The sequence below is a fragment of the Streptomyces capparidis genome (assembly GCF_054782095.1).
This window is the reverse complement of the sequence record NZ_BAAGTD010000006.1, coordinates 186,201-211,662: the sequence shown is the minus strand read 5'-3', so window position 1 is coordinate 211,662 and position 25,462 is coordinate 186,201. Positions and strand designations below refer to the sequence as shown.

The following is a 25,462-nucleotide window of genomic DNA, read 5'->3' as shown; positions in this document are numbered from 1 at the left end:
GCCGTCAGGTCACGTCGGGGGAGGGGGAGGCGGAGGGACGTCCCCGGGGCCGTCGGTGCCTCCGGTGGTGCCTCCCGTGGTGCCGCCGGTGGTCGTCCCGCCCGTGGTGCCGCCGGTGGTCGTGGTGCCGCCGGTCGTCCCGTCCGTCGTGCCGCCCGTGGTCCCGCCGGGAGGGCTCGTCACGCCCGGGGACGGTGTGGTCGTCCCGGGGGACGGGCTGCCCGCGGGCCGGGAAGGGGACGGCTTTCCGCTGGGGGACGAGGTGCCGTCGCCCTCGGTGTGGCCGTTCACCCCGGCGCGGAAGGTGCCCTGGTCGGTGACGAGCTCCAGCTCGAAGCTCGCGTCACCGCCCTCCTCCGGGCGCCACACCACGTCCACGAAGCACGACCCCCCGTCCGGGATCGGCTCCTCGGTGCAGTCCTCCCCCTCCTCCTCCGCCAGTCCCTCGCCGTTGCCCACCCCCGCACCGGTGAGCCGGGCCCGCTCGACCTTCATGTCCCGGCCCGTACGGTTCACGATCTTGATCCGCAGCCGCGCGGCCTCCCCCGGCCGCACCCGCGGGAAGTCGACGTTCTGCGCCCCCTGCCGCCCGCTGCCCGGGAACAGCGTCGCCACCCCCGTCTCCGCCACACTCGGCGAGGCGTCGTCCCCCGACGACCCACCGCCCCCGCACCCGACCGCCAGGACCAGCGCACCGAGGAGTGCGGAAGCGCGCAGCACCGCCCCCGAAGCCGCCCGGCCTCCACTGCCGACTCCCGCTCCTCCGGACATTCCCGCCTCCGCTGCACCCTCGACGCGACGCGCCCTCCGAGCGTGGCACGCAGCCCCCTCTCGCCCCCGGTCCCCGGAGTTGGCACACGGGGGGACTCACCTGGTCGGCCTACACGGGGGTGCCGTCCGGCTTCTCCGGCGGGCCGTCGCTGCGCTCGGTGAGGAAGGCCCCAGCCGTCGCGCAGGGTCGTGCGGGGGGGAGAGAGAGTCCTTAGCCCCGCGCGCCACCGCGCCAGGTCGCTCGTTACTGTGCGCGGTCTGTTGCGAGCTGTGCGCTCTTGACCCTGCAAAGGCATCACGGGACGCTCGTGCAAGTTGGCGTAAGCCACTCGACGCCGGAGGGGACCATGGCACTGCGGTTCATCGGGATTGATCCAGACACAGGGCAGCAGGGCTCCCCCACCATCTGGGTGGACGAAGAGAACGCGGAGCTGGTGCTCCAGGGCTGGAAGCCGGACGAGAAGCTGGCGGCTCGGTGCGCCGCGTTCGAAGTCCCGGGGCACGCGCCGGGGGTCCCTCCGCACGAGGCTGTGATTCGGATTCCCGCCCGCATGGTGCCGATGCTGAGGGAGGCGTGCGATGTCGCGGAACGACCCGGGCTTTGACGAACTGCTGGCCGCGGCCAAGCGCTCGGCAGTGCATCTGGAGATGCGCGATTCGTACGGTGTGGGGGACGAAGCCGGAGACTACGAACGCTGGAAGCGCACTGGTGGACGGGATATCGACCCGACGTCGGACTACTGGGCACCTTGGGTCGAACTGGTGCGGAGTACGGTGGCCCGGGGGGTCGTCGTTCGCCGTGCTCGCGTCGTGTCCGAGCCGGTGACGGACTACATCCGCTACGAGCATGCCGGCACCGTGGTCAACCTGCACGCCGGTGAACTGGTTCGGTGGCTTCCTCGGCGGCAGGCATCGGACATTGCGCTGCCGGGAAACGACTGCTGGATCTTCGACGGCAGCACGGTCCTGTTCAACCATTTTTCGGGCGACGGTGACTGGTCCGAGCCGCGCTGGGAGGTGCGCACCGAACCGGCCGTGGCGGAGATGGCGTCAGGTGCCTTCGAGGCCGTCTGGGAGCGCGCCGTCCCGCACGAGAAGTACTCGGTCTGACCAACACAACCTCCGAACCTCAATAATCGGTGTATGCCCCTGTCGCCGTCGTCAAGCGCCCAAGCCGCCCGTGGAGTCATCGCCGCTCGACTGGGGGAACTACGCAGGGAAGCAGAGCTGACAGGGAGCGAGCTGGCCCTTCGGTGCGGGTGGAGCCCGGCCAAGACATCACGCATCGAGCGGGCCAAGACGCCCGCCTCGGATGCCGATATCCGTGCGTGGTGCAAGGCGACTGGAGCCGACGATCAAGCCGCGGATCTGATCGCGGCGAATCGGCAAGCCGACCAGATGTACGTGCACTGGAAGAAGCTCCATCGGCACGGGATGCGCAGGGCTCAAGAAGAAGTGGTGCCTCTCTACCAGAACACTCGCCACTTCCGCGTGTACTGCTCCAACGTGGTGCCCGGAATGCTTCAGACAGAGCCCTACGCCTCCGCCCTGCTGTCCACGATCGCCGCGTTCCAAGAGACACCTGACGACTCGGCTGCCGCGGCTGCTTCCAGGCTTGAACGTTCGCGAGTGCTGTACGAGGGCGATCACAGATTCGCCCTTCTCCTCGAAGAAGCCGTGCTTCGTTACCGCATCGGAGACACTGCGACCATGGCGGGCCAACTCGGTTACCTGCTGACGGTCATGTCTCTGCCCAACGTGAGCCTCGGAGTGATCCCCTTCACGGCGCCACGGCGGGTGTGGCCACTCGAAGCCTTTTATCTTTTCGACAGCCGCCAGGCCAGCGTCGAGCTGCTGACGGCCGCCGTGAACGTCACCGCGCCGACCGAGATCACCACCTACCGGAAAGCCTTTTCGGAGCTGTCGCGCATCGCGGTGTACGGCGCCGCTGCTCGGGCTCTGATCTCGGACGCGCTTACGGCACTGGGTTAGTTCGCGTGCAAGACCATGCAAGGCCGTGGCTGCCCGGCTTCTACCGTGTGTAGTGTTGTTGGCACGTCAAGCAACGCGGAGGGGATCGGTTCAAGCCGGCCGAGAACCGACTCGAGAAGACGGGGACGCGGCAGTGGTCCGTGCCGCCGGACACCGCGAAGTGGGTTCGCCTGCATCGCTCCGTCTGAGTCGAGCGTCGTTTCTTCCCCGTTCGGGCCCCGAACCCCCACCACTCCGGGATGCGTTCCACCACGCCGTTCACGCACCATCCGCAAGGACGCCCACAGCCGCTCCCTGACAAGGAAGGCATACAGCGTGACGATCACCAACCAGGACGCGACAAGTGTCCTCAACCTGATCAGCCCTGAACTGCGGGCCGACCTGATCGCCGTCGTCCGCAAGGACTACTGGCCGGACCTCACCGAAGACCTCGGAGAGCGCGGCGTGAACCAGATGGCGGCCTTCCTCGCCGCCACCGCGCACGCCACCGGCGAGAAGATGGCCCCCAGCCTCCGCGTGGACCTCTTCTGGCACGCCTTCGTGCTGCACACCAAGCCCTACGCCGAGTTCTGCTCGGCGCTCGGCACCGGCTTCATCCACCACGTCCCGGACCGGCGCGGGCACACCCCCGCCGAGGGACGGGCCGCGATGGCGCGCACCCGGGACGTGATCCGGTCGGCGGGCTTCGCGATCGACCCCGAGTTCTGGCCCGCCGAGGGTGCTGCCGAGTGCACGCAGAGCTATGCGGGGTGCTCCGACAGCCCCGTGAGCAAGTAGCCCACACCCGCTTCAGCCGCCTGGTACCTCCGCCGGGCGGCTGTCGCCGTGAACGAGAACGGACAAGCAGTGACGGACGCTCGTGGCGTCGCATGGGACACCTACGCACAGAGCAAGCCCCAGCGGCGCGAGACGAATGCCAAGGGTGAGAAGACGTGGTTCAACTGGACCCAGCACCCCGACCATGGGCCCGGGGCCGAGCTGCTCGCTCTGAAGCCGGGGGACAGCGCGCTCGACCTCGGTTGCGGGTCCGGTGGGAACCTGGCGCACTTGGCGGTGCTCGGGGTGAGAGCCGTGGGTGTCGATCTGTCGGGTGCGCAGTTGGCCAAGGCCCGTGAGCGGTGGGCGGACGTGGACCGAATGGAGCTGCACCAGGGTGACGCCCTCGCCTTCATGACGGCCTCGCCCGTCGCCTTCGACGCGATCTACTCCGTCTTCGGCGCAGCCAGCTTCACCGACCCCCGCCTGACCCTTCCCGCGGTTCACGGCAGCCTGGCGCCCGGCGGGGTCTTCGCCATGTCGCAGCGACCGCCCGTGGAGGGGTGCTACGGCTGCCAGGCGTCCTACATCCCGCGTGGGCCCGATGAAGACCCGGCGATCGTGAAGCGGTGGGACTACCCACCGGAGACCTGGACGGCGATGCTGAGCGAGCACGGCTTCCAGGACGTGACCGCCACCGTCCTGCCCGCGCCGCGGCACGGCAAGCGCCGGGTGGGCACCCTGCTGATCCACGCGATCCGCGGAGCGTGAAGGGCCACTGATATGCGTATCGCCGCCTTCCCGGCGGCGGTTGGGGCGTAACGACGCCGTCGGCACTTTGACATCAGACGGACCGAAGGTCGAGCGATCACCTTGACGAGGCGACCGCCGACCTCACGGACGGTCCCCGCGCGCCGCTGCTCGTATCGGCACCCCCGCCGGTGGGAGTGGAAGCCGATCGCGGCCCTCGTGGAGCCGACCGGGGGTACGGTTTTTCGTGTCAGCCGACAACCGGGAGTGCGTATGCCCGAGCACGCCAACCCCACTTCGAATGCCGGTGGAATCGGGACGCGCATAGCGGAGGTGCGCGCTCTGCGCGGCCTCTCGCTCAGGGAACTCAGCCGGCGCGCCCACGTCTCACCCTCCATGCTGTGCCGCATCGAGCGGGGTGAACGCCATGCCGGTCCGGTCATCGTCGCCTCCGTCGCCCGAGCGCTGTCGGTGCCGGTGTCGGTGCTCCACGGGCAGCCGTACATCCGGATGCTTCAGCGGGACCAGTTGGACAGACTCATCACCCCGATCAGTGCGGCACTCGACGACTGGGGCATTCCGCTCCGGCCGGGCGATCCGCCGCCCCGCTCGCTCGATGTGCTGGAAAGGGAGGTCGCAGCTCTCGAAGGACGCCGGGCGAGAGCCGAGTTCATCGAGATCGCCGCGGACCTGCCCGCCCTCATCGCCGAGGTGAACGGCCGGGCACTCATCCACGACGGGATCAGCGGGGAGAGCGAGCGGGCCTCGTGGCTCCAGGCGGAGCTCGGCCGCACGGTGTACGTCGTGGCACGCCAGATCGGATACCTGGACCTCGCTCGTCTCGCGCTGGCGCGCATGGCCGCGGTTGCCCCGCGGTCCGGTGACCCCCGGCAGATCGCCATCGAACGTTGGGATCGCGCCCAGCTCCTCGCCGATGCCGCCCGGCACGACCGCGGCCTGGCGCTCGTGGAGCAGGCCCTGCGGGATCTGGACGACGACGGCGAGCGCAGGACCCGTGCCGTACGTGGCGCCCTGCACTTGAAGGGCGCGATCCTGTCCGGCCGTTGCGGGGACGCCGACACGGCGGGGGAGTGGTTGAAGGAAGCGCACGGCATCGCTCGCGCGACGGGGGAGACCCGGGACTACGGCCTGGTCTTCGGCCCCACCAATGTGGCGATCCACAGCATGGCCGCGGCCAGTGACCGGGATCGGCACGGCGAAGCGCTGAACGAGGCCGTCAAGGTGAAGCTGCCGCGCGGCTACCCGCCGGCGCGGGCGGGGCACTACTGGGTGGACCGGGCCCGCGCGGAGGTGTGGACGGCCCGCCACGACGAGGCGTTGACGTCGCTGGAGAACGCCAAGAGGGTCGCACCGCAGCAGACGCGTTACCACCCGGGCGTCCACGAGACGGTGGCCGCGCTGCTCCGGGCGAGGTCGAAGGCGCCGGAAGCCGTGACCCAGTTCGCGCGGTGGTGCGGGGTGTAGCACTGCCGGTCATGGCCGATCAAGGACCGGGCTGTTGCCAGACGGTCAACCGGCGGGCCTTCACCGCCGGGCAATCTGTGACGGTACCTGTACCGACTGTCATGGAGCCGATCGTGTCCAGCCTGTGCCACGTACGTCCGACCGGGCGTCACCGCGCCCGCTCCCGTCCAATCAAGGCACCCTCCCCGGCCGCGTCTGTCGCGCCGTCGCCGACCATCGCGGAGCCGGGATCGGTGCTGTTGGCCGACGGCGCGCCCCTGGTGCGCCCCCACTACTCGGCGCACGAACGCCGCACCCGGCGGGCGCTGGTGGTCGCCCCGGGCGGGGTGGTGTTCCGGTGAGCATGTCCTGGGAGAGCCGTCCGCCGATCGCGTTGCTGTACGACCGGGCCGTCAACCCCGTCACCGGTTGCCTGCGGGAGCGTCTGGCCGAGTCGCACGCGTACGCCCGCGGCCGGGGGTGGGCGGTGGGCGGTGGGCGGGCAGTGGTACGACTCCGGGCCGGTCGCCCTGACCCCGGCCACCCGCCCGCAACTGGAGACCGCCCTGTCCTTCGTCCCCGACCTGCTGCACGACTACCCGCGGGTGATGGTCGTCGTCCACAGCCGGGACCGGCTCAGCAGCGCCTCCTACCAGGCCGGGTGGCTCGCGGAACACATCGAGGGCACGGGCGCGGAGCTGCATGTCGTCCACGAGGACGTCAGCGGCCACGTCTGCGCCCCGCTCCCCACCCCGGCCGAGGGGAGTGTCCGGCGGTGAGCGCCGCCCGCCGGCAGCGCCCGGACCCGCCACCCGCCCGCCTGTACGTCGGCCGCGTCCTGCGGCACTTGCGGTGCCGCGCGGGGCTGAGCCAAAAGGAGGTGGGCGAGCTGCTGCACGTCACCGGCGCCCTGGTGAACATGGCTGAGTCCGGCCGCCGCGCCATCCCCGCCCGCGAACTCACCCGCGCCGACGAACTGCTGTGCGCCGACGGACTGCTGACCGCCGCCATACCGCTGCTCGACGCCGAACGCCACGACCACCGCGACCACGGCCCCGCCCTCCGCCGCGCCCGCGCCATCCTGGACGGCACGGCCCTGCCGCCCCTCACCGACCCCACCCGCCGCCACATCGCCGCCCTCGCCCTGTGGGCACTCGCGCCGCCCGGCGGGGGAGAGGGAAGCGCGGCTCCGGACGCTCCCAGGTGACCTTGGGGGTGCCACCCCGAGGGTCCCGTCCCCGACCCGAAGCGGAATTCCGCGCCCGGGCGGGTGTGCCGCGCCCCAGTGTCGGGCGTATTGTCCTGATATGGACGGTGATCGGTGCGGGCGGGACCCACCCGCCGCGGCGGACCCCGGCGCCCACCCGCGGGACGCCGAGCGGGAGCCCGAGCAGGACGCCGCGGTCGACGCCGCCCTGACCGCGGCCGTGCGGGACACCGGTGCCTCCGCGGGGCTGGTCTACGTCCTGCCGCCCGGCGAGGCGGCACTGTCCCTGGTGGTGCTCAGCGGGGTGTCCCTGGAGATCGCGGTGCCCTGGACCAAGGTGGCGGTGGACGCGCCGATCCCGGTGGCCGACGCGGTGCGGGAGCGGCGCCTGGTGTGGCTCGGCAGCCGCGAGGAGATGGCCCGCCGCTACCCGCGCCCGGCCCTGGTGCTGCCGTACGACTTCGCGCTGGCCGCCGCGCCCCTGGTCGCGGGCGACGCCGTGCTGGGCGGTCTGGTGCTGCTGTGGCCCGGCTGGCACCCTCCGCTGCTGGCCCCGCACGAGAGGGTGGCCGTGGACGTCGCCTGCGAACGCGTCGGGCGGCTGCTGAAGCGGGCCGCCGACGCCGGGCACCCGGTGCTGCCCGGCCCGAGGACTCCGCGGGCGCTGTCCCCGCCGCGGCGGCACGCGGTGGGCCCGGCCGAGGCGATGGCGGCGGTGGACTTCGCCGAGCGGCTGCCCGGGGGCTGCTGCGCCCTGGACGCGGAGGGCCGCGTCGTGTTCGTCACCACCGAGGCCGCCGAGCTGCTCGGCGCGGACGTGGGGGACCTGCTGGGCGCCCGGCCCCGGCAGGCGCTGCCGTGGCTGGACGACCCGGTGACGGAGGACCGCTACCGGGCGGCGGTGATCAGCCGCAGCCCGACGTCGTTCACCGTGCTGCGCCCGCCGGACCGGTGGCTGTCCTTCCGGCTGTTCGCCGACGACTCCGGGGTCAGCGTCCGCATCACCCCGGTCGGCGCCGAGGACGCCGTCGAGGACCTGGAGCGGGTGGCGCACCCGCAGGTGCCGGGCCGGGCGACCGCGCTGTACCACCTGATGCACCTGGCGGCGACGCTCACCGAGGCGATCGGGGTCAGCGACGTGGTGGACCGGGTCGCCGACCAGCTCATGCCCGCCTTCGGGGTGCGGGCGATGGCCCTGATGACCGCGGGGGAGGGGCGGCTGCGGATCATCGGCCACCGCGGCTACCCCGAGGAGCTGATGCGCCGCTTCGACGCCGTCCCGCTCGGTTCGGACACCCCGGCCGCGCACGTCCTGGCCACCGGCGTCCCCTGCTTCTTCGCCGGCTTCGACGAGCTGAAGCGCGCCCACCCGCCCGCCGTGCACCAGGACGGCATGGCCGCGTGGGCGTTCCTGCCCCTGATCGCCTCGGGGCGCCCCGTCGGCTCGCTGGTCCTCGCCTACGAGCGGCGGCACTCGTTCGCCCCGGACGAGCGGGCGGTCCTCACCTCGGTGGCGGGGCTGGTCGCCCAGGCCCTGGACCGGGCCCGCCTGTACGACGCCAAGCACCACCTCGCGCGCAGTCTCCAGGCGGGGCTGCTGCCGCGCACCCTGCCGGACGTCCCCGGGCTCGAGGTCGCCGCGCGCTACCTGCCCGCGAGCCGGGGCATGGACATCGGCGGCGACTTCTACGACCTGATCCGCCTCGGCGCCCACGACGCCGCGGCGGCCATCGGCGACGTGCAGGGCCACAACGTCAGCGCCGCCGCCCTGATGGGCCAGGTCCGCACCGCCGTCCACGCGACCGCGGGCGCGTCCCCCGGCGAGGTGCTCACCAGGACCAACCGGCTGCTGACCGACCTGGACCCGGGCCTGTTCACCAGTTGCCTGTACGCCCACCTGGACCTGGCCCGCCACCGGGCCCGCCTGGCCACCGCCGGCCACCCGCCGCCGCTGCTGCGCCGCCCCGGGGGCCGCACCGAGGTGCTGCACCTGCCGCCCGGGCTGCTGCTGGGCATCGACCCGGACGCCGACTACCCGACGGCGCAGGTGCCGCTGCCCCCGGGTGCCGTCCTGGCGCTCTACACCGACGGCCTGGTGGAGAGCCCGGGCGTGGACCTGGAGGACGCGCTGGCGGCGCTCGCCCGCCGCCTGGACGCCGCGGCGCACGAGCCGCTGGACGTCCTCGCCGACATCCTGGTCCGGCACGCGGCCGGGCCCGCGCAGAACAGCGACGACGTGGCGCTGCTGCTGATCCGGCCGCGCGGCGGAGGGTGACCGGGCGCCCGCGTTCACTCCCCGACGGGGCGGCGGGCGGGCCGGGTCACCAGGCGGTGCACCGCCACCGCGGACGCGGCGCACAGGGCGGCCGCCACCCACGAGACGGTGTGCCAGGCGGCGGTGTAGTGCTCGGCGAGCAGGGCGTGGGGGCCGTCGCCGAGGTCGCCCGCCGCCACCCGCCCGGCCACCTCCCGGTCGCCGACCCGGGACTGGACCAGCCCCGCCAGGGCCGCGCCGAACAGCGCGAGGACCAGCGTGTTGCCGCCGCTGCGCACGGTGTTGAGCAGCCCCGACGCCATGCCGACCCGGTCCGGGGCGACGTGCTCCATGGCCTGGGCGTCGATCAGGGCCGCGGCCACGCCGCTGCCGGTGCCGATCAGCGCCAGCGGGCCGAGCAGGTGCGGCAGGCCCGAGCCGGGGGCGAGGACGGTCAGCCAGGCGTTGCCCGCGGCGACCAGGGCCACGCCGAGCACGATCAGCCGGGCCGCGGGCACCCCGCGGGCGACGAGCCGCCCGGCCAGCGGCGGCACGGCCAGCACCGGCAGGGTCATGGCGAGCATCACCGACCCCGCGTCCCCGGCGGAGCGCGCGCCCGCGCCCTGGAGGTAGGCGGGCAGGTGCACCAGGACGCCGACGCTGCCCGCGGCGATGGCCAGCGCGGCGAGCAGCCAGCCGCGGAACGGGCCCGCGCGGAGCAGGGAGAGGTCGAGCACCGGGTGGTCGGAGCGGCGTTCGACGGCGACGAGGGCGGCCAGGGCCAGCACCCCCACCGCGGCGGGGCCGAGCACGCCGGGGCTGGTCCACCCGGAGTCGGCGACCCGGGTGGCGCCGAACATCAGGCAGCTCATGCCGACGACGAGGGCGGCGATGCCGGGGACGTCGATCCTGCCGCCGCGCACCGGGGCCGGGTCGGCCACGCGCAGGGCGCCGAGCACCAGCGGCACGCCGACGGCCGCGAACACGGCGAACATCGCCCGCCAGCCCAGGGCGCCGACCAGCCAGCCGGACAGGGTGGGGCCGAAGGCCAGGCCGACGCCGACCACGGTGCCGACGGCGGCGAACGCCCGGGTGCGGGCGGGCCCGTGGAAGGCGGCGCCGAGGATGGCGCCGCCCCCGGCCATCACCCCGGCCGCGCCCGCCCCGGACAGGGTGCGGGCCACGTCGAGCAGGGCCACGCTCGGCGCGGCGGCGGCGCCCGCGGTGCTCAGCACGTACAGGGTGGCGCCGCCGAGGAACACCCGCCGCCGCCCGAACAGGTCGCCGAGGGACCCGGCGACCAGCATCAGGCAGGAGGCGGCCAGGAAGTAGCCGGTGATCACCCACTGGAGGGCGGCGGCGCCGCCGCCGAGGTCGGCGGCGATGCGGGGCAGGGCGAGGCTGGTGCCGGACATGGCCATCGGCACCAGGAGGTAACCGAGCAGCACGGTGGCGAGGGTGAGGGCGGCCCTGGTCCGCCCGCCGGGGGCGCCGGGGGCGGCCGGAGGGCGCACCGGCGTGCCGAGGGACTTGTGCGGTGCGGTCATGAAAGTAAAGTACAACGTGCATTGTAAGTAAGTAAACTGGCGGACACAGGCCGGCGAGCGGAGGGACCCACGATGACGGCACCCGGCGGCGCGGACGACCGCGCGGACCAGCGGGGCGCGGACGAGCGGGGCGGCAGGGCGCGCAGGGGGCACCCCGCCAAGCGGGAGGCCGTGCTGCGCGCCTCCCGGAAGGTGTTCGGCCGGGTCGGCTACCTCAGCGCGAGCATCGACGCGATCGCCACCGAGGCCGGGGTCTCCACGCGCACCATCTACAACCACTTCGCGAACAAGGAGCAGTTGTTCGCCACCGTGCTCACCGACAGCTCCGAGCGGGTCGCCGCCGCCCACGAGGCGGTCGTCGAACGCCACATCGGGTCCGCGGCCGAGGTCGCCGACCTCGAGGCCGCCCTCGTCGCCATGGCCCGCGAACTGGCCGGGGGCTGGCCGGAGTTCGCCGACCACTTCGCGATGGTGCGCAGGATGCACGCCGAGGGCGACCGCTTCCCGCGCCATCTGCGCGACGCCTGGCGGCACGCCGGGCCGCTGCGGGTGGAGCGGGCCCTGGCCGCCTGCCTGGCCGGCCTCGCCGACCGCGGCCTGCTGCACGTCGCCGACCCCGAGTGCGCCGCCCGGCACCTGTTCGCGCTCACCAGCGACACCTGGGGGGTGGAGGGGCCCGGCCTCGCGGAGCCGCCGGGCGATGAGCTCGACCGCACCGTCACCGCCGGGGTGCGCGCCTTCCTGTACGGCTACCTGCCCCGGCCGTGAACCGGTCCGCCGACCGGGCCGCCGAACGGTCCGGCGGCCGCCGGACCGTCAGCCGAGGGTGTGACCGCCGTTGACCCTGATGCGCTCGCCCGTGACGAAGGCCGCCTCGGGCGAGGCGAGGAAGGACACCGCGGCGGCGACCTCCTCCGGCCGCCCCATGCGCCCCAGCGGCACGCCCGCGGTGTAGGCGGCCAGGGAGTCGGCGCTGGCCCCGCTGTGCCGCTCCACCGGTATCCAGCCCGGGGCGACGGTGTTCACGGTGATCCCGTACGGGCCCAGGGCGCGGGCCCAGCACTCGGTCAGGCCGTGCTGGGCGGCCTTGGCCGCCACGTACGCGGACATCTCGGGCAGCGCGCGCTCCAGGATGTCCGAGCCGATCTGGACGATCCGGCCGCCGCCGCGCTCCCGCATGCCCGGCAGCACCGCCTGCATCAGCAGCGTGGGGCTCTTGACGAAGAAGGCGAGCTGGGCGAGGTGGTCCTGCCAGGTCACCTCCACCGGGTCCTGCTCGGGCTGCGGGCCGGTGGCGTTGACGACGAGGGTGGCCACGGGGCCGAGGCGGGCCGCGACCCCGGCGACGAGCCGCGCGACGGAGGTCTCGTCGGTGACGTCCGCGGCGAACGCCTCGGCGGTGCCGCCCGCTGCGCGGATCTCCGCCACCAGGTGCTCGGCCGCCTGGGCGCCCGACCGGTAGTTGACCGCGACCGGGTGCCCGTCGGCCGCCAGACGGCGGGCGATGACGGCGCCCAGGCCACGGGAGGCCCCGGTGACCAGGGCGGCGCCGGGAGGGGGCGTGCCCGTCATGCGGCGGAGTCGTCGAAGTGCTCATCCAGCACCGCGTCCAGCCGCTCCGTCCACTCCTTCAACCGCCCGCGTGCGGGGGCCTGCACATCGGCCTCGTAGCGGTCCCGGGTTGTGGTGTACAGCACGACGGTGAAGCGGCGGCCCAGCCGGGGCGTGTCGATCTCGACCGCGCCGACCTCGTCCCAGTCGAACGCCGCCTCCTCGCCGTCCAGGCGGAAGGTGATGCCCCTGCGGTCGGCCACGATCGAGCTGCGCCGGTCGGACGCCTCGAAGAGGGGCTCGCCGGCGTCGGCGTCGTCCTCCTCCTCGTCCTCGGCACCGTCGGCCTCCGCCGCGGGTTCCTCCTCGGCGGCGGCCTCCTCCTCGGGGGCCTCCTCCGCGGCGTCGTCGGCGGCGTCGTCCGGCCGCGGGTCGTCCTCCGGCTCCAGGGAGCGCGGTGGTACGAGACCGGGGACGTACGCCGGGTCGGTCCCTGCGGGCACGGGCGGGATGATCGGACCTATGCGCTGCTCCACGGCGGGAAGTATCGCCGATGAACCCCGCCGGGCAACAGCCGCCCCCGCCGCCGCGGCTCAGGAGTACGGAAACCGTGCGAACGACGGGTCCTGCTCCGGCCGGACCTCCCGCTCGCCCCGGGCGTAGACGTGGCAGAAGGCGACCGGCTCGGCGAAGGTGACGCACGGCAGCGGCGCCCCGCCGTACGGCGGCTCCACCGGACCGAGGACGTACGCCGTGCGCAGCACGTCGCCGCGCGGCCCGTGCCCGTCCACCGAGGCGAGCCCGTCGCCGTCGTCGGTGAGCGCCCAGCGGCCGGACACCCCCCAGTGCTCCTCGATCACCACCCGCCCAGGACCGGGGCAGCGCCACCGGAACCGTGCCACGTCGAGACCCCCGGCGGCGTTGGCCCACACCGCCCACCCCCGCCCGTCGGGCCCGAACGCCAGGTCACCGGACTCCATGGCGCCGACGTCGAAGGGCGCGCTGCTCCAGTGGCCGACCAGGCCCTCGTCGTACGGCATCCGGCCATGCTCGCACGGACGTGCGAGGGCGCCCGAGCCGGACGTGCGAGGGCGCCCGAGCCGGCGGGCGCGGCGTGTTAGAGGGGGCGCCGCCCGGGTACCCGGCAGCGGTCGGCCGGAGGCGGGAGGTGACGACATGGCGGAGGCCGTGGACCGGATCGCGCACCCGTGGGGGCGGCGCACCCCCTACCGGCGGGGCGAGCCGTGGCCCGAGCGGGCGGACGGGCACCTCGCGCCCGGGGTCGGGCGCGAGGACGTGCAGCGGTGGGTGCGCGCCGCGTCGCTGCTGCACTCCAGCGGCGACGCCATGGACATCGCCGTGCGGGACGGCCGCATCGTCGGGGTGCGGGGCCGCACCGGCGACCGGGTCAACCGCGGGCGCCTGGAGCCGAAGGACCTGTACGCCTGGCAGGCCAACGCCTCGCCCGACCGGCTCACCCGGCCGCTGGTGCGCCGGGCCGGGCGGCTGGTGGAGACCGACTGGGACACCGCCATGGAGCGGATCGCCGCCCGCTCCCGGGAGCTGCTGGAGCGCCACGGGCCGGGCGCGCTCGGCTTCTACACCAGCGGGCAGCTCTACCTGGAGGAGTACTACACCCTGGCGGTGCTGGCCCGGGCCGGCATCGGCACCCCGCACCTGGACGGCAACACCCGGCTGTGCACGGCCACCGCGGCGGAGGCGCTCAAGCAGTCGTTCGGCTGCGACGGGCAGCCCGGCACGTTCGACGACTTCGACCACGCCGACGTCATCGCCCTGTACGGCCACAACATCGCCGAGACCCAGCCGGTGCAGTGGATGCGCGTCCTGGACCGGCTTGCGGGCGGCGACCCGCCCCGGCTGGTGTGCGTGGACCCGCGCCCCACCGAGCCGGCCCGGCACGCCGCCGTCCACCTGGCGCCGCGGCCGGGTACCAACGTGGCGCTGCTGAACGCGCTGCTGCACGAGGTCATCCGCACCGGCCGCGTCGACCGGGCCTGGGTGGAGGCGCACACCGTCGGCTACGAGGAGCTGGAGCGGGCCGTCCGGGACCGCGGCCCCGCCTGGGCCGCGGGGATCTGCGACGTGCCGGCCGCCCGCATCGCCCAGGCCGCCGAGCTGATCGGCGGCGCGCGGGCGCTGCTGTCCACGGTGCTGCAAGGCGTCTACCAGTCCCACCAGGCCACCGCGGCCGCCGTGCAGGTCAACAACCTGCACCTGGTCCGGGGCATGCTCGGCCGCCCCGGCGCCAGCGTGCTCCAGATGAACGGGCAGCCCACCGCGCAGAACACCCGCGAGTGCGGCGCCGACGGCGACCTGCCCGGCTTCCGCAACTGGCAGAACCCCGAGCACGTCGCCGACCTCGCCCGGGTGTGGAACGTCGAGCCGGACGCCATCGCGCACCACGTCCCGCCCACCCACGCCATGCAGGTGTTCCGGTACGCCGAGCAGGGCACCCTGCGCATGCTGTGGATCAGCGGCACCAACCCGGCCGTGTCCCTGCCCGACCTGCCGCGCGTGCGCTCGGTGCTGGCCCGGCGCGGTCTCTTCCTGGTGGTGCAGGACCTGTTCCTCACCGAGACGGCGCAATTCGCCGACGTCGTGCTGCCCGCCGCCACCTGGGGCGAGAAGACCGGCACCTTCACCAACGCCGACCGCACCGTCCACCTGGCGGAAAAGGCCGTCGAGCCGCCCGGCGAGGCCCGCCCCGACCTGGACGTCTTCCTGGACTACACCGCGCGCATGGACTTCCGCGACAAGGACGGCGCCCCGCTGATCGGCTGGCACGACCCCGAGTCGGCGTTCGAGGCGTGGAAGCGGTGCAGCGCGGGCCGCCCCTGCGACTACACCGGCCTGACCTACGACCGGCTGCGCGGCGCCAGCGGCATCCAGTGGCCCTGCACCGAGGACACCCCCGGCGGCACCGCCCGCCTGTACCGCGACGGGGTGGACTGGGCCCGCCCCGAGGTGTGCGAGAGCTACGGCAAGGACCTGGTCACCGGGGCCGCGCACGGCGCCGCCGACTACCGCGCCGCCAACCCGGAAGGCAAGGCGGTGATCAGGGCCGCGGAGTACCTGCCCGCGCACGAGGAACCCGACGAGGAGCACCCGTTCCAGCTCACCACCGGCCGCACCCTGCACCACTTCCACACCCGCACCAAGACCGCCCGCGCCCCCGAGCTCAACGCCGCCGCCCCCGACGTGTGGGTGGAGATCTCCGCGCAGGACGCCGCCGAGCGCGGCCTCGCCGACGGCGACCCGGTGCGGGTCACCACCCGGCGCGGCGCCCTGCTCGGGCGGCTGCGCGTCACCGGGATCCGGCGCGGGCTGCTGTTCGTGCCGTTCCACTACGGCTACTGGGACACCCCCGGCGGACGCGGCCCGGCCCGCGGCACCACGGGCCGCGCCGCCAACGAGACCGTCGTCACCGACTGGGACCCCGCCTCCAAGCAGCCCCTGTTCAAGGTGTCCGCGGCGGCCCTCACCCGGGCGGAGGACCCCTCATGAACGGACTGCGTCTCGTCCTGCGCGCCCTGCACCGCGGCGAGCGCCGGCTGACCGGGCGGCTGCTCACCGCCGCCGAGCGGCACCGCGCCGAGCACGAGGTGCACCACGTGGCCGCCGACCTCGCCCGCTGGTCCCACCAGCACGCCGTGCTGCTCGCCGCCACCGGCCGCCACTACGGCCTGGAGCTGCGCACCCCGCCCGGCCCCGCCGCGTCCCGCACCGGCCCGCTGCCCGCCGTGCGGGCCAGGGCCGCCGAGGCGCTGGCCCACCGCCCGGAGCCGGGCCTGCTGCTCCTGCACGACCTGCGCGCCCTGCACCTGGCCGCGTCCGGCAACAGCCTGTACTGGGAGATGCTCACCCAGGCCGGGCACGCCGCGCGGGACGAGCGCCTGCTGGAGCTCGCCGCCGCCTGCCACCCGCAGACCCTGCGCCAGATCCGCTGGGCCGACACCCTGCTGAGGAACCTCGCCCCGCAGGCCCTCACCGGCACCTGACCGGCCCTCAGCCGCCCAGGTCCACCCACGCCGTGACCGCGTCGCCCTCCCGCACCGGGTCCGCGCCGAACGCCTCCAGCACCCGCAGCACCGCCGTGTTCCCGGGCGTGGTGCTCACCAGCAGCGCCCCGGACCCGCCCGCCCGGGCCAGCGCCACCAGCTCCCGGAACACGGCCGCCCCGACGCCCGCGCCCCGGTGGGAGCGCCCGATCCACACCCCCGCCTCCACCGCGCCCGCCCGCCCCGGCACCGGGCACAGCCGGGCGGCGCCCACCACGGCGCCGTCCACGGTGATCGCCCAGGTGCGCTCCACCGGATCCGCCGAGAGGGACCGCGACCGGTGGAACCGCGTGAACGCCTCCCGGCGCTCGGCGGTCCACCCCGCGGGCCCGTCCACCGGCGGCATCACCTCCTCGGGGTCCGCGTCGGCGACGGCGGCGTCCAGCAGTCGGGACAGCAGGTTCAGGTCGAGCGGGGCGAGGGTCACGTCGATGGCCATGCCCGCATGCTGTCACCGGCGCGCGGCCGGCTCCGAGTCCTTTTCCGGCGGGGCCGCCCGCCCCGGGCCCGCCCCGCCCCGCCTGCCCGCCCCGCCCCGCCTGCCGGCCCCGCCCCGCCCGGCGGGCCGCACCGCCGCCGCGCCCAGCGCCACCCCCGCCGCGAGCAGGGCCGCCCACCCGGAGAACGCCAGCAGCACCGCCACCACGGCGCCCGCCGCCCCCGCCGCCACCCGCGCCGCGCCCGGCAGCACCCGCACCGCCGCCGCCATGCAGCCCAGGTACACGGTGAGGAACAGCGCCGTGGGCACGGCCACCAGGCGCTCGGTGCTCACCACCCCGGCGCCGGCCAGGCCGAGCAGCGGCACGCCCGCCGCCGCGATGACCACCACCATCCCGGCCGGGCGGGCCCGTCCCCCCGTCAGCTCGGCGGCCATGGCCGCGGCGCCGGTCAGATAGGCGTTGGTCGCCGCCAGGGTCAGCACGACGGCGCCGACCGCCGCCACGGCGGCGCCGGCGCCGCCGATCCCCACGCGCAGCAGGTCGGCCAGCGGCACGTGCCCGCCCGCCGCGGGCCCCAGCACCCCGACGGTGGCGGCGGCCAGGGCCAGGTAGAGCACCGCGGTCACGGCGAACGCCGCCGCCACCACCCGGGGCAACTGCCGCCGCGGGTCGCGCAGCCGCGCGGTGAGCGGGGCCGCGGCCTCCCAGCCGACGAAGGCGAGCATCAGCGGCGCGGCGGCCTGCCCGACCGCGGCCCAGCCGTGCGGCGCGAACGGCCGCCAGTGCGCCGCCCTGGCCGCGGGCGCCGCCCCGGCGACGGCCGCCACCACCAGCGCGACCAGCACCGCGACCAGCGCCAACTGGAGCCGGACCCCGGTGCGGGCCCCGGCGAGCCGCACCGCGAGCACCACCAGCAGCAGCACGGCCGCCGCCGCGAACGCCGCCCCGTCCCCCGCGCCGAGCAGGTCCGCCACATACGCCCCGCCGATCAGGCACACCACCGGCGCGCCGGTGACCACCCCGCCGAGGAAGCACCACGCCGCGGCCCGCCCCGCCCGCGGCCCCAGGCCCGCCGCCGCGTACCCGGCCACCCCGCCCGCCGAGCCGAGCCGCACCCCCAGGCCGCAGAACACGACGGCTATCAGCCCCGAGAGCACCAGCAGCGCCGCCCAGGCCAGCAGCGAGGCGGGCCCCGCCGTCCGGGCGGCGAGCCCCGGCAGGAGCAGCAGGCTGGGCCCGAGCAGGGCACCGATGTACAGGGCGGCGGCCCCGGCCGTGGACAGGGCGGCGGAAGGTGTCTCGCGCATGCCCCGAGCCTGTCCCGGATCCCCCGGCACACGATGGCGAGTCCTGCGCGAAAACAGCCCTCACACGCAACTTTCCACCGCTCCGGCGTCGCTACCCTCCCCCGCATGCCGAACAACCTCTACGACCGCATCGACCGTGCCATCCTCGAACACCTCCAGCGCAACGGCCGCACCCCGAACGTGGACCTCGCCGAGGCCGTCCGCCTGTCCCCCTCCTCCTGCCTGCGCCGCACCCGGGCCCTGGAGGCGGACGGCCTGATCACCGGCTACCGCGCCGAACTCGACCGGGACCGGCTGGGCCTCGGCCTGACGGTGTTCATCGCCCTGAAGGTGGACCAGCACTCCCGCGAGACCTCCCGCCTCATCGAGAACGCCCTCACCTCGATCCCGGCCGTGGTCGCCTGCTACCTGGCCTCCGGCGAGGCCGACATCCTGGTCGAGGCGGTCGTCCCCGACCTCGCCACCTACGAACGGGTCCTCCTCGACGAGATCCTCGCCATCGGCCCCGTCCGCGACGCCCGCAGCACCTTCGCCATCCGCACCGCCCTCGGCCGCGGCCCCCTTCCCCTGAACCACTGGCCACCGCGGCGGTGACGGGGGGCCGCCGCCGGGAACCCCTCGGGCCCCGACCCGGCCCGGTGTTCACCCGACTTCCCGAACTCCCCCACGGAACGCGCACGTCCACGGCTACGCTGCCGCGGGTACGGCCGAATGTGTGACGCACCGCACAGTGTCATGCCGTCGGCCGCCGGGGTGCGTCCCGAGGCGGCCGCGCGTCTTGGGGGGTCATGTATGCACGAGATGGTCAAGGGGGCCAACGTAGGTCTGGCGGAGCTGAGCGAGGACGTCGGCTCCGCGATGGTGAGCCTGGCCTGGAGCAGTGCCACGGGGGAGGGCGACGCGGACGTCTCCGTGCTCCTGCTGGGCGGCGACGGCAGGGTGCGCGGCGACGCCGACTTCTGCTTCTACAACAACCCGGTCGCCGGGGACGGCGGCGTGCAACTGCTAGGCAAGACACCGACCGCCGACGGCAGCGAGGACCGCATCGGCTTCGACCTGGACGCGATCCCGGCCGAGGTGGAGCGGATCGTCGTCGCGGCGAGCCGGTACGGAGCCGGGACGTTCACCGACCTCGGCGACCTGCGCCTCACGCTCGCGGACGCCTCGGGCAAGGAGCTCACCCGGTTCCGCGTCGAGGACGCGGGCGAGGTCGGCGCGCTCATCTTCGGCGAGCTGTACCGGCGCGCCGGGCAGTGGCGGTTCCGCGCCGTGGGCCAGGGGTACGCGGCCGGGCTCGCGGCCCTGGCCACGGACTTCGGCGTCGACATCGAGGACGACGCGGCGGAGGAGGAGGCCGCGGAGGAGGCCGCGGCCGAGAAGGCCCTGGCCCACGCGGCGCTGGTGCACCAGGCGGCGCCCGTGGCGGCGGTGGCCGGGCCCGCGGTGCCCGCCGCTCCCCAGGCCCCGCCGGAGCCGGCATCGGAACCCGGGCAGAAGCCGGCCCCGCGCCCCCGCACCGCGCGGAAGAAGGTCACGCTGCCCGCGGCGGCGCGCAGGTCGCTCGCCGAGAACGAGACCTGGCGCACGGCCAGGCTCTTCCCTGTCTCCGCTCTCAAGAGCGACCGGGAGCGCGAGACCCGCGCCACCTCGGTCCTGCTGTCGGTGATGGCGCAGGTGCCGGAGTTCGGCCGCCGCCTCACCGCCGCGTTCGGCGCGCCCGCCGGACGCATGGAGACGTACACCGAGGTCTCGCTGCCGCACGGCGACTCCCCCCGGCGGCCCGACGGTGTCATCCGCGTCGAGCGCGCGGGCAAGCTGTGGACGGCGCTGGTGGAGACCAAGACCAACGGCAACCCGCTCCGGCAGGACCAGGTCCAGGCGTACGTGGACATCGCCGCGCGGCGCGGCTACGAGGCGGTGATCACGCTGTCCAACGACGTCGCCCTCGAGGGCAGCCCGCTGGTCGAGGTGAAGACGGACGGCCGCCGCAAGCACAAGGTGGCCCTGTGGCACCTGTCCTGGGCCGAGGTCGCCCACCAGGCCCAGATGCTGATCCGCCACGAAGGCGTCGGCAACGCCGCCCACGCCTGGCTGCTCCAGGAACTGCTGCACTACCTCCAGCACGAGAGCTCCGGCTGCCACGGCTTCCAGAACATGGGCTCGGCGTGGGTACCGGTGCGCAACGGGATCGACGACGAGACCCTGTGCCAGGGCGACCCGCGCGCCACGGAGGTCGTGGAGAGCTGGGAGCGGCTCGTCCGGCAGGTCTGCCTGCGCCTGGGCGGCGAACTCGGCCACAAGGTGCTGCCCGTCCAGCGGGCCAGGCGCGGCGGCGACCCGCGCGCCCGCCGCGCCGCTCTGGCCGAGCGGCTCTGCGCGGAAGGGCGGCTGCACGCGGAGCTGCGCGTCGAGGGCAGCCCCGGCATCCTGGCCATCACCGCGGACCTGCGCACCGGCAAGCTGCGCACCTCCATCGAGGTCGCGGCGCCCGAGCAGGGCTACCCCCTGGCGTGGGCGAAGCGGCTGATCCGCCAGCTCGCGGCGGCCCCGGCCGACCTGCACATCGAGACCCTCGTGGAAGGGCAGGGGACCGGCCCGCGGGGCACCTTGGAGCGGCTGCGACCCGAACCGGCCGACCTCCTCCCCAAGGACGGCGACCGGATCACCGGCTTCAGACTGTCCCTGTTCAGGAGCATGGGCAGCGGCCGCGGCAACGCCGAGTCGGGTTTCATCCGGAGCGTGGACGACGCCGTGGACCGCTTCCACACCCATGTCGTCATCCACCTGGACCGACGGCCCGCGCGCCGCGCCCAGGTGCCGGAGCCGGTGGCGGCGCGCTGAGCCGGCCGGGGGTGGCGGAGGGAGCGTCGCCGGTGACCTCCTCCCCCTCCCCCGCCCGCCCCCCGCGGTACTCGCTCGGCCGTACCCCCCGGACGCGGGTGAAGGCCGTGCTGAAGCCGAAGGCGTCGGCGTAGCCGACGGCGCGGGCGACCGAGGCGACGGTGGTGGTGGGGTCGGTGAGGAGGTCGGCGGCGAGGTCCATGCGCCACTCCGTCAGGTAGGCCAGCGGGGGCTGGCCCACCAGGTCGGTGAAGCGCTTGGCCAGGGTGGTGCGGGAGACCCCGGCCAGCGCGGCCAGGGAGGCCAGGGTCCACGGGCGTTCCGGTGACTCGTGCATGGCCCGCAGCGCGGTGCCGGCGACCTCGTCGGCCAGGGCGCGGTACCAGGGGGGACGGTCCGCCTCGGGACGGTCGTACCACTCCCGCAGGGTGCACACCAGCAGCCAGTCCAGGAGGCGGTCCAGCACGATCTGGCGGCCCGGGGCGCACGCGGTGAGCTGCGCCTCGATGTAGGGGCGCATGGCCGAGCAGTCGTGGTCCTCGGGCACGACCGCCACCGGCGGCAGCGTCCGCAGCAGTCGGCGCGGCACCGCGGCCGGCACCTGGTAGGCCCCGACCATCAGGACCGTGCGCCCCTCCGGGCCGTCGTCCTCGCGCACCGCCGCGCACCGCACGTCCAGGGGCACCCGGTCCGCGCCCTCGGGCCCGTCCGCGAAGACGAACGGCTCGGGGCCGCGTACCACCGCGACCTCGCCGAGCCCCACCCGGCGGGGCGGTCCGCCGCCGCCCGGGAGGATCCAGCCCTCACCGCGCAGGGGGATGCACAGCGTCAGGTAGGCGCCGTCGGTGAACCGCAGCGCCCAGGGCGGCGTCAGCACCGACCGCCCGAGGACGGCACCCCGGGCGCGCACGCCGCGCAGCAGGTCGTCGAAGGGATCCATGGTCACACGGTAGGGGGAGCGTACGGGCGGACATGCGGGCCGTACGTTCTCCCATGGCCGCCGGTGCCGCCCCTCGGGTTGGCTGACGGACATGACGACTCATGGGACACATGGAAAGAAGATCCTGGTCACGGGTGCCACCGGCAAGACCGGCCGCCGGCTGGTGCCGCTGCTGCGCGCCGGCGGCGCCGCCGTCACGGCCGCGTCCCGCTCCGGTGGGACCCGCTTCGACTGGGCGGACCCGGCGACCTGGCCCGCCGCCCTGGACGGGGCCGCGGCGGTGTACCTCGTCCCGCCCGGGGACCCCGGGCCGCTGCCCGAGTTCGTGGCGCGGGCCGTCGCCGCGGGCACGGAGCGGTTCGTGGTGCTGTCCGGGCGGGACACCGACAAGACCGGCGAGGACTTCGGCCAGGACATGCTCGCCGCGGAGCGGGCGGTGGCGGCGTCCGGCGTGCCCTGGACGGTGCTGCGCGCCAACAACTTCCAGCAGAACTTCAGCGAGGACCTGTGGCACGCCCCGCTGCTCGCCGGCCGCCTCGCCCTGCCGATCGGCGCCGTCCCCGAGCCGTTCATCGACACCCGGGACATCGCGGACGTGGCCGCGGCCCTGCTGACCGGGGGCGGGTACGAGGGCGAGATCCTGGACCTGAGCGGTCCGCGCGCCCTGACCTTCGCCGAGGCCGTCGCGGAGATCGCCCGCGCCGCGGGCCGACCGATCACCTACGTGGAGCTCACCCCCGAGGAGTACCACGCCGAACAGATCGCCGAAGGTCTGCCCGAAGAGTTCGCCACCGCCCTGGACGCGCTGTTCGCCTACATGCGCACCGCCGGCTTCTCCGCGCCCACCGACACGGTGCGGCGCGTCCTGGGCCGCGAGCCGCGGGACTTCACCGACTACGTCAGGGAGGCCGCCGCGGCCGGGGTCTGGAGCTGAACGACCCCGCGGCCGGCGCCGGGCGGGCGACGGCCGCGGGGCGGCGCCGGAACTACCCGGCGCGGCGCGACGCGGCGGAGCGCGACCCGTACCTGCGGGGACCGGAGCCGGACGCGCAGGCGTTCCCGACGGGGCCGATGGCGGCGACCGGGGTGCCCGCGGGCTCCTGCGCCCCGGTGATCCGGACGAACTCGGCGTCGCCGGAGTGCACGCGCACGGTGCGGGCCGTGACGGCGGCCGCGGCCATCAGGCGGGTGACGCCGCGGCGCTGGTCGGGCAGGGCCAGGGTGACCACGCGCCCGGTCTCGCCCGCGCGGGCGGTCCGGCCGCTGCGGTGCAGGTAGTCCTTGTGGTCGCTGGGCGGATCGACGTTGACGACCAGGTCGAGGTTGTCGATGTGGATGCCGCGGGCGGCGACGTTGGTGGCCACCAGCACGGTGACCTGGCCGGCCTTGAAGTACTCCAGGGTGCGGTTGCGCTGCGGCTGGGACTTGCCGCCGTGCAGGGCGGCGGCCCGGACACCGACCGACAGCAGGTCGTTGACCAGCCGGTTGACGGCGCCCTTGGTGTCCAGGAACAGGATCACGCGGTTGTCGCGGGCCGCGATGCGCCGGACGGCGGCCGGCTTGTCCAGGGGGGCGACGTGCAGCACGTGGTGCTCCATCGTCGTCACCGCGCCGGTGGGCGGGTCCACCGAGTGGGTCGCCGGGTCGGTGAGGAAGCGCCGCACCAGTATGTCGACGTTCCGGTCCAGCGTGGCGGAGAACAGCATCCGCTGGCCGTCGGTCGGCACCTGCCGGAGCAGCGCGGTGACCTGCGGCAGGAAGCCCATGTCGGCCATCTGGTCGGCCTCGTCGAGCACGGTGGTGCGCACGCCGTCCAGCTTGCAGTCGCCCCGCTCGACGAGGTCGGCGAGCCGCCCCGGGGTGGCGACGACCACATCGGCGCCGTCCCGGAGGGAGGCCGCCTGGCGGTTGATGGACATGCCGCCGACCACCGCGGTCGTCCGCAGGCGCAGCGCCCGGGCGTACGGGGCCAGGGCGTCGGTGACCTGCTGGGCCAGCTCCCTGGTGGGGACCAGGATCAGCCCCCTGGGCCGGCGCGGCTCCGCCCGCTGCCCCGCGATGCGGGCCAGCACGGCCAGGCCGAAGGCGAGGGTCTTGCCGGAGCCGGTCTGGCCCCGGCCGAGGATGTCGCGCCCGGCGAGCGAGTCCGGCAGGGTGGCCGCCTGGATCGGGAACGGCACGGTGATGCCCTGGTGCCGCAGCGCCCCGAGCAGCGCCTCGGGCAGTCGCAGCTCGGCGAACGTGGTGCCGACGCCGTGCGGGGCGGCGGCGGGCACGGGCGCGGCCGCCGCCGCGGCGCCCGCCGTGTGCGGCGGCGCGTCCTGGTGCGCGGGCGCCCGGAACCGGCGGCGGTGCGACTGGCCTGTCGGCTGGTTGCTCCTGGCATTCATGCGATCGACCTCCTGATGCGGCACGCGCCGGAGAGCATTCCGCGGTGTGGCCGGGCGGAAGAATCGCGAGAACGAGCCGGTGGGCGGTGCGGCGACGGCGTGGAAACGAAGCCGCGGCACCAGCGGGAAAGAGCGAGGGAAAACGAGGGGGATGGCGCCGTGCCCCGCCGGGGCGAGGGCCGCCGGGCGGCAGGTCACGGGCGGGCCGGGGCCCGGCCGTGCGACACGGGCGCGGCCCGCCTCCGGGCCGCGCGGGCGGACGGGCACGGGGGCCGTGGGCCGCACCCGTGCCGGTGCCCTGGGAAGCGAGCGGGCCCGCACCCCTTGAGGTGCGGGCCCGTCGGCGTTGTGCGCCCGGGGTCAGGCCGGGGTGATGTTCTCCGCCTGCGGGCCCTTCTGGCCCTGCGTGACGTCGAACCGGACCTTCTGGCCCTCCTGGAGCTCACGGAAGCCCTGGGCGGCGATGTTCGAGTAGTGGGCGAAGACGTCGGCGCCGCCGCCGTCCTGCTCGATGAAGCCGAAGCCCTTTTCCGAGTTGAACCACTTCACAGTGCCAGTAGCCATGACGATCTCCTTCGGGAGCAGTACACGAGGTCCGCACCGTGCGGACCTCTGTCGCCGCAATGACCCCCTCCGGACAGACCGGAAAACAAAAATGCACCTAACGTCACTTCCGTCAGGTGCACACAGAGTTCATGGGTACCAAAACCGCAACTGGACCAACGTAACACACCGCCTCCCGGGATGGCGATCATCCGCGCGGCGGGTCGCCGCCGGCGGGGCCCGCGCCTCCCGCCACGGGCGGCGCGGCGGGAGGTTCTGATAGCAGTAGCGCCCGCGGCGTGCGACGCTGGAGGTGAGAGCACCCCCCTCTACCCCATGGAGACCTCTGTGCGCTGCATCATCGCCGGCTACCGCTTCGATCTGACCGCGAGCGAGGTGGAGCAGGTGATGCGGGGCGTCAAGCCGGAACCCCCCGTCGGCGAGTGCGTCCGCATCGGCCGGCGCTACTACCCCGCCAAGCAGGTCGGCGCGGTGGTCACCCGCCAGGACCGGCGTGACTTCTCCGCCGCCGAGGTCCTCCGCGCCATGCGGGACCTCGGCTTCACCTGCCAGTCCGCCCCCGCCCAGGCCGCCGTCGCCGACATCGCCGAGGGCTGAGGGACGACCCCC

General features: G+C 74.8%; 26 protein-coding genes. 16 read left to right on the top strand and 10 right to left on the bottom strand.

Going from position 1 to position 25,462, the window contains the following annotated elements:
- Positions 1 to 9: 9 nt before the first annotated feature.
- Positions 10 to 615, bottom strand: coding sequence for a hypothetical protein (locus ACYVO2_RS08085; RefSeq protein WP_461006928.1), 606 nt, complete (start codon positions 613 to 615; stop codon positions 10 to 12).
- Between the two features lie 503 nt (positions 616 to 1,118).
- Here ACYVO2_RS08085 and ACYVO2_RS08080 point away from each other — a divergent pair.
- The 9 genes from ACYVO2_RS08080 (at position 1,119) to ACYVO2_RS08040 (ending at position 9,215) form a co-directional block, all read left to right on the top strand.
- On the top strand, positions 1,119 to 1,376 hold the full coding sequence (locus ACYVO2_RS08080; RefSeq protein ID WP_461006927.1) for a hypothetical protein: 258 nt from the start codon (positions 1,119 to 1,121) through the stop codon (positions 1,374 to 1,376).
- Positions 1,351 to 1,881, top strand: coding sequence for a DUF6879 family protein (locus tag ACYVO2_RS08075; protein ID WP_461006926.1), 531 nt, complete (start codon positions 1,351 to 1,353; stop codon positions 1,879 to 1,881). The genes ACYVO2_RS08080 and ACYVO2_RS08075 overlap by 26 nt, the downstream gene beginning before the upstream one ends.
- Positions 1,882 to 1,914: 33 nt before the next feature.
- Positions 1,915 to 2,763, top strand: coding sequence for a helix-turn-helix domain-containing protein (locus ACYVO2_RS08070; RefSeq protein ID WP_461006925.1), 849 nt, complete (start codon positions 1,915 to 1,917; stop codon positions 2,761 to 2,763).
- A gap of 315 nt (positions 2,764 to 3,078) precedes the next feature.
- The gene (locus ACYVO2_RS08065; RefSeq protein ID WP_461006924.1) at positions 3,079 to 3,540 is read left to right on the top strand and encodes a glycine-rich domain-containing protein; all 462 of its coding nucleotides are present in this window, start codon (positions 3,079 to 3,081) and stop codon (positions 3,538 to 3,540) included.
- Between the two features lie 69 nt (positions 3,541 to 3,609).
- The gene (locus tag ACYVO2_RS08060) at positions 3,610 to 4,290 is read left to right on the top strand and encodes a class I SAM-dependent methyltransferase (RefSeq protein ID WP_461006923.1); all 681 of its coding nucleotides are present in this window, start codon (positions 3,610 to 3,612) and stop codon (positions 4,288 to 4,290) included.
- Between the two features lie 252 nt (positions 4,291 to 4,542).
- Entirely contained in the window at positions 4,543 to 5,754 is a 1,212-nt protein-coding gene (locus ACYVO2_RS08055; protein ID WP_461006922.1) for a helix-turn-helix domain-containing protein, read from the top strand.
- A gap of 473 nt (positions 5,755 to 6,227) precedes the next feature.
- On the top strand, positions 6,228 to 6,512 hold the full coding sequence (locus ACYVO2_RS08050) for a hypothetical protein (RefSeq protein WP_461006921.1): 285 nt from the start codon (positions 6,228 to 6,230) through the stop codon (positions 6,510 to 6,512).
- Positions 6,509 to 6,940, top strand: coding sequence for a helix-turn-helix domain-containing protein (locus tag ACYVO2_RS08045; protein ID WP_461006920.1), 432 nt, complete (start codon positions 6,509 to 6,511; stop codon positions 6,938 to 6,940). Before ACYVO2_RS08050 ends, ACYVO2_RS08045 begins: the two co-directional genes overlap by 4 nt.
- 100 nt (positions 6,941 to 7,040) lie before the next feature.
- Entirely contained in the window at positions 7,041 to 9,215 is a 2,175-nt protein-coding gene (locus ACYVO2_RS08040; protein ID WP_461006919.1) for a SpoIIE family protein phosphatase, read from the top strand.
- Positions 9,216 to 9,229: 14 nt separating this feature from the next.
- Here the strand turns inward: ACYVO2_RS08040 and ACYVO2_RS08035 are convergent, their stop codons facing one another.
- Positions 9,230 to 10,741, bottom strand: coding sequence for an MFS transporter (locus tag ACYVO2_RS08035; protein ID WP_461006918.1), 1,512 nt, complete (start codon positions 10,739 to 10,741; stop codon positions 9,230 to 9,232).
- Positions 10,742 to 10,813: 72 nt separating this feature from the next.
- Between ACYVO2_RS08035 and ACYVO2_RS08030 the strand changes: the two genes are divergently transcribed.
- Positions 10,814 to 11,509 (top strand): TetR/AcrR family transcriptional regulator, encoded by a 696-nt coding sequence (locus ACYVO2_RS08030; protein WP_461006917.1) that lies wholly within the window; start codon positions 10,814 to 10,816, stop codon positions 11,507 to 11,509.
- A 48-nt stretch (positions 11,510 to 11,557) separates the two neighbouring features.
- Here the strand turns inward: ACYVO2_RS08030 and ACYVO2_RS08025 are convergent, their stop codons facing one another.
- The 3 genes from ACYVO2_RS08025 to ACYVO2_RS08015 form a co-directional block, all read right to left on the bottom strand.
- On the bottom strand, positions 11,558 to 12,313 hold the full coding sequence (locus tag ACYVO2_RS08025) for an SDR family NAD(P)-dependent oxidoreductase (protein WP_461006916.1): 756 nt from the start codon (positions 12,311 to 12,313) through the stop codon (positions 11,558 to 11,560).
- Complete coding sequence (locus ACYVO2_RS08020) at positions 12,310 to 12,795, bottom strand: hypothetical protein (RefSeq protein WP_461006915.1); 486 nt, start codon at positions 12,793 to 12,795, stop codon at positions 12,310 to 12,312. The genes ACYVO2_RS08025 and ACYVO2_RS08020 overlap by 4 nt, the downstream gene beginning before the upstream one ends.
- A 90-nt stretch (positions 12,796 to 12,885) precedes the next feature.
- A complete protein-coding gene (locus tag ACYVO2_RS08015; RefSeq protein WP_461006914.1) occupies positions 12,886 to 13,332 on the bottom strand; it encodes a hypothetical protein in 447 nt (148 codons plus the stop codon).
- A 136-nt stretch (positions 13,333 to 13,468) separates the two neighbouring features.
- Between ACYVO2_RS08015 and ACYVO2_RS08010 the strand changes: the two genes are divergently transcribed.
- On the top strand, positions 13,469 to 15,817 hold the full coding sequence (locus ACYVO2_RS08010) for a molybdopterin oxidoreductase family protein (RefSeq protein WP_461006913.1): 2,349 nt from the start codon (positions 13,469 to 13,471) through the stop codon (positions 15,815 to 15,817).
- Entirely contained in the window at positions 15,814 to 16,311 is a 498-nt protein-coding gene (locus ACYVO2_RS08005; protein ID WP_461006912.1) for a hypothetical protein, read from the top strand. The genes ACYVO2_RS08010 and ACYVO2_RS08005 overlap by 4 nt, the downstream gene beginning before the upstream one ends.
- 7 nt (positions 16,312 to 16,318) lie before the next feature.
- Here ACYVO2_RS08005 and ACYVO2_RS08000 read toward each other — a convergent pair whose 3' ends face one another.
- Positions 16,319 to 16,810 (bottom strand): GNAT family N-acetyltransferase, encoded by a 492-nt coding sequence (locus ACYVO2_RS08000; protein ID WP_461006911.1) that lies wholly within the window; start codon positions 16,808 to 16,810, stop codon positions 16,319 to 16,321.
- Positions 16,811 to 16,822: 12 nt separating this feature from the next.
- Positions 16,823 to 18,118: an amino acid permease gene (locus ACYVO2_RS07995; RefSeq protein WP_461006910.1), complete on the bottom strand. Its 1,296-nt coding sequence runs from the start codon at positions 18,116 to 18,118 to the stop codon at positions 16,823 to 16,825.
- Positions 18,119 to 18,223: 105 nt separating this feature from the next.
- On the opposite strand from ACYVO2_RS07995, the gene ACYVO2_RS07990 reads away from it, so the two are divergent.
- Both ACYVO2_RS07990 and ACYVO2_RS07985 read left to right on the top strand, forming a co-directional pair.
- Positions 18,224 to 18,712 carry an Lrp/AsnC family transcriptional regulator gene (locus ACYVO2_RS07990; RefSeq protein WP_461006909.1) on the top strand — a complete coding sequence of 163 codons (489 nt, stop codon included), beginning with the start codon at positions 18,224 to 18,226 and terminating at the stop codon, positions 18,710 to 18,712.
- Positions 18,713 to 18,910: 198 nt separating this feature from the next.
- The gene (locus ACYVO2_RS07985; RefSeq protein ID WP_461006908.1) at positions 18,911 to 20,959 is read left to right on the top strand and encodes a TerD family protein; all 2,049 of its coding nucleotides are present in this window, start codon (positions 18,911 to 18,913) and stop codon (positions 20,957 to 20,959) included.
- Here the strand turns inward: ACYVO2_RS07985 and ACYVO2_RS07980 are convergent.
- Positions 20,895 to 21,899, bottom strand: coding sequence for an AraC family transcriptional regulator (locus ACYVO2_RS07980; RefSeq protein ID WP_461006907.1), 1,005 nt, complete (start codon positions 21,897 to 21,899; stop codon positions 20,895 to 20,897). The genes ACYVO2_RS07985 and ACYVO2_RS07980 overlap by 65 nt on opposite strands.
- Before the next feature lie 91 nt (positions 21,900 to 21,990).
- Between ACYVO2_RS07980 and ACYVO2_RS07975 the strand changes: the two genes are divergently transcribed.
- The gene (locus tag ACYVO2_RS07975; RefSeq protein WP_461006906.1) at positions 21,991 to 22,833 is read left to right on the top strand and encodes an NmrA family NAD(P)-binding protein; all 843 of its coding nucleotides are present in this window, start codon (positions 21,991 to 21,993) and stop codon (positions 22,831 to 22,833) included.
- 52 nt (positions 22,834 to 22,885) lie between these two features.
- Here ACYVO2_RS07975 and ACYVO2_RS07970 read toward each other — a convergent pair whose 3' ends face one another.
- Positions 22,886 to 24,289: a DEAD/DEAH box helicase gene (locus ACYVO2_RS07970; protein ID WP_461006905.1), complete on the bottom strand. Its 1,404-nt coding sequence runs from the start codon at positions 24,287 to 24,289 to the stop codon at positions 22,886 to 22,888.
- Positions 24,290 to 24,649: 360 nt separating this feature from the next.
- A complete protein-coding gene (locus tag ACYVO2_RS07965) occupies positions 24,650 to 24,853 on the bottom strand; it encodes a cold-shock protein (RefSeq protein ID WP_461006904.1) in 204 nt (67 codons plus the stop codon).
- Positions 24,854 to 25,180: 327 nt separating this feature from the next.
- On the opposite strand from ACYVO2_RS07965, the gene ACYVO2_RS07960 reads away from it, so the two are divergent.
- A complete protein-coding gene (locus ACYVO2_RS07960; RefSeq protein ID WP_461006937.1) occupies positions 25,181 to 25,450 on the top strand; it encodes an SCO5918 family protein in 270 nt (89 codons plus the stop codon).
- Positions 25,451 to 25,462 lie beyond the last annotated feature (12 nt).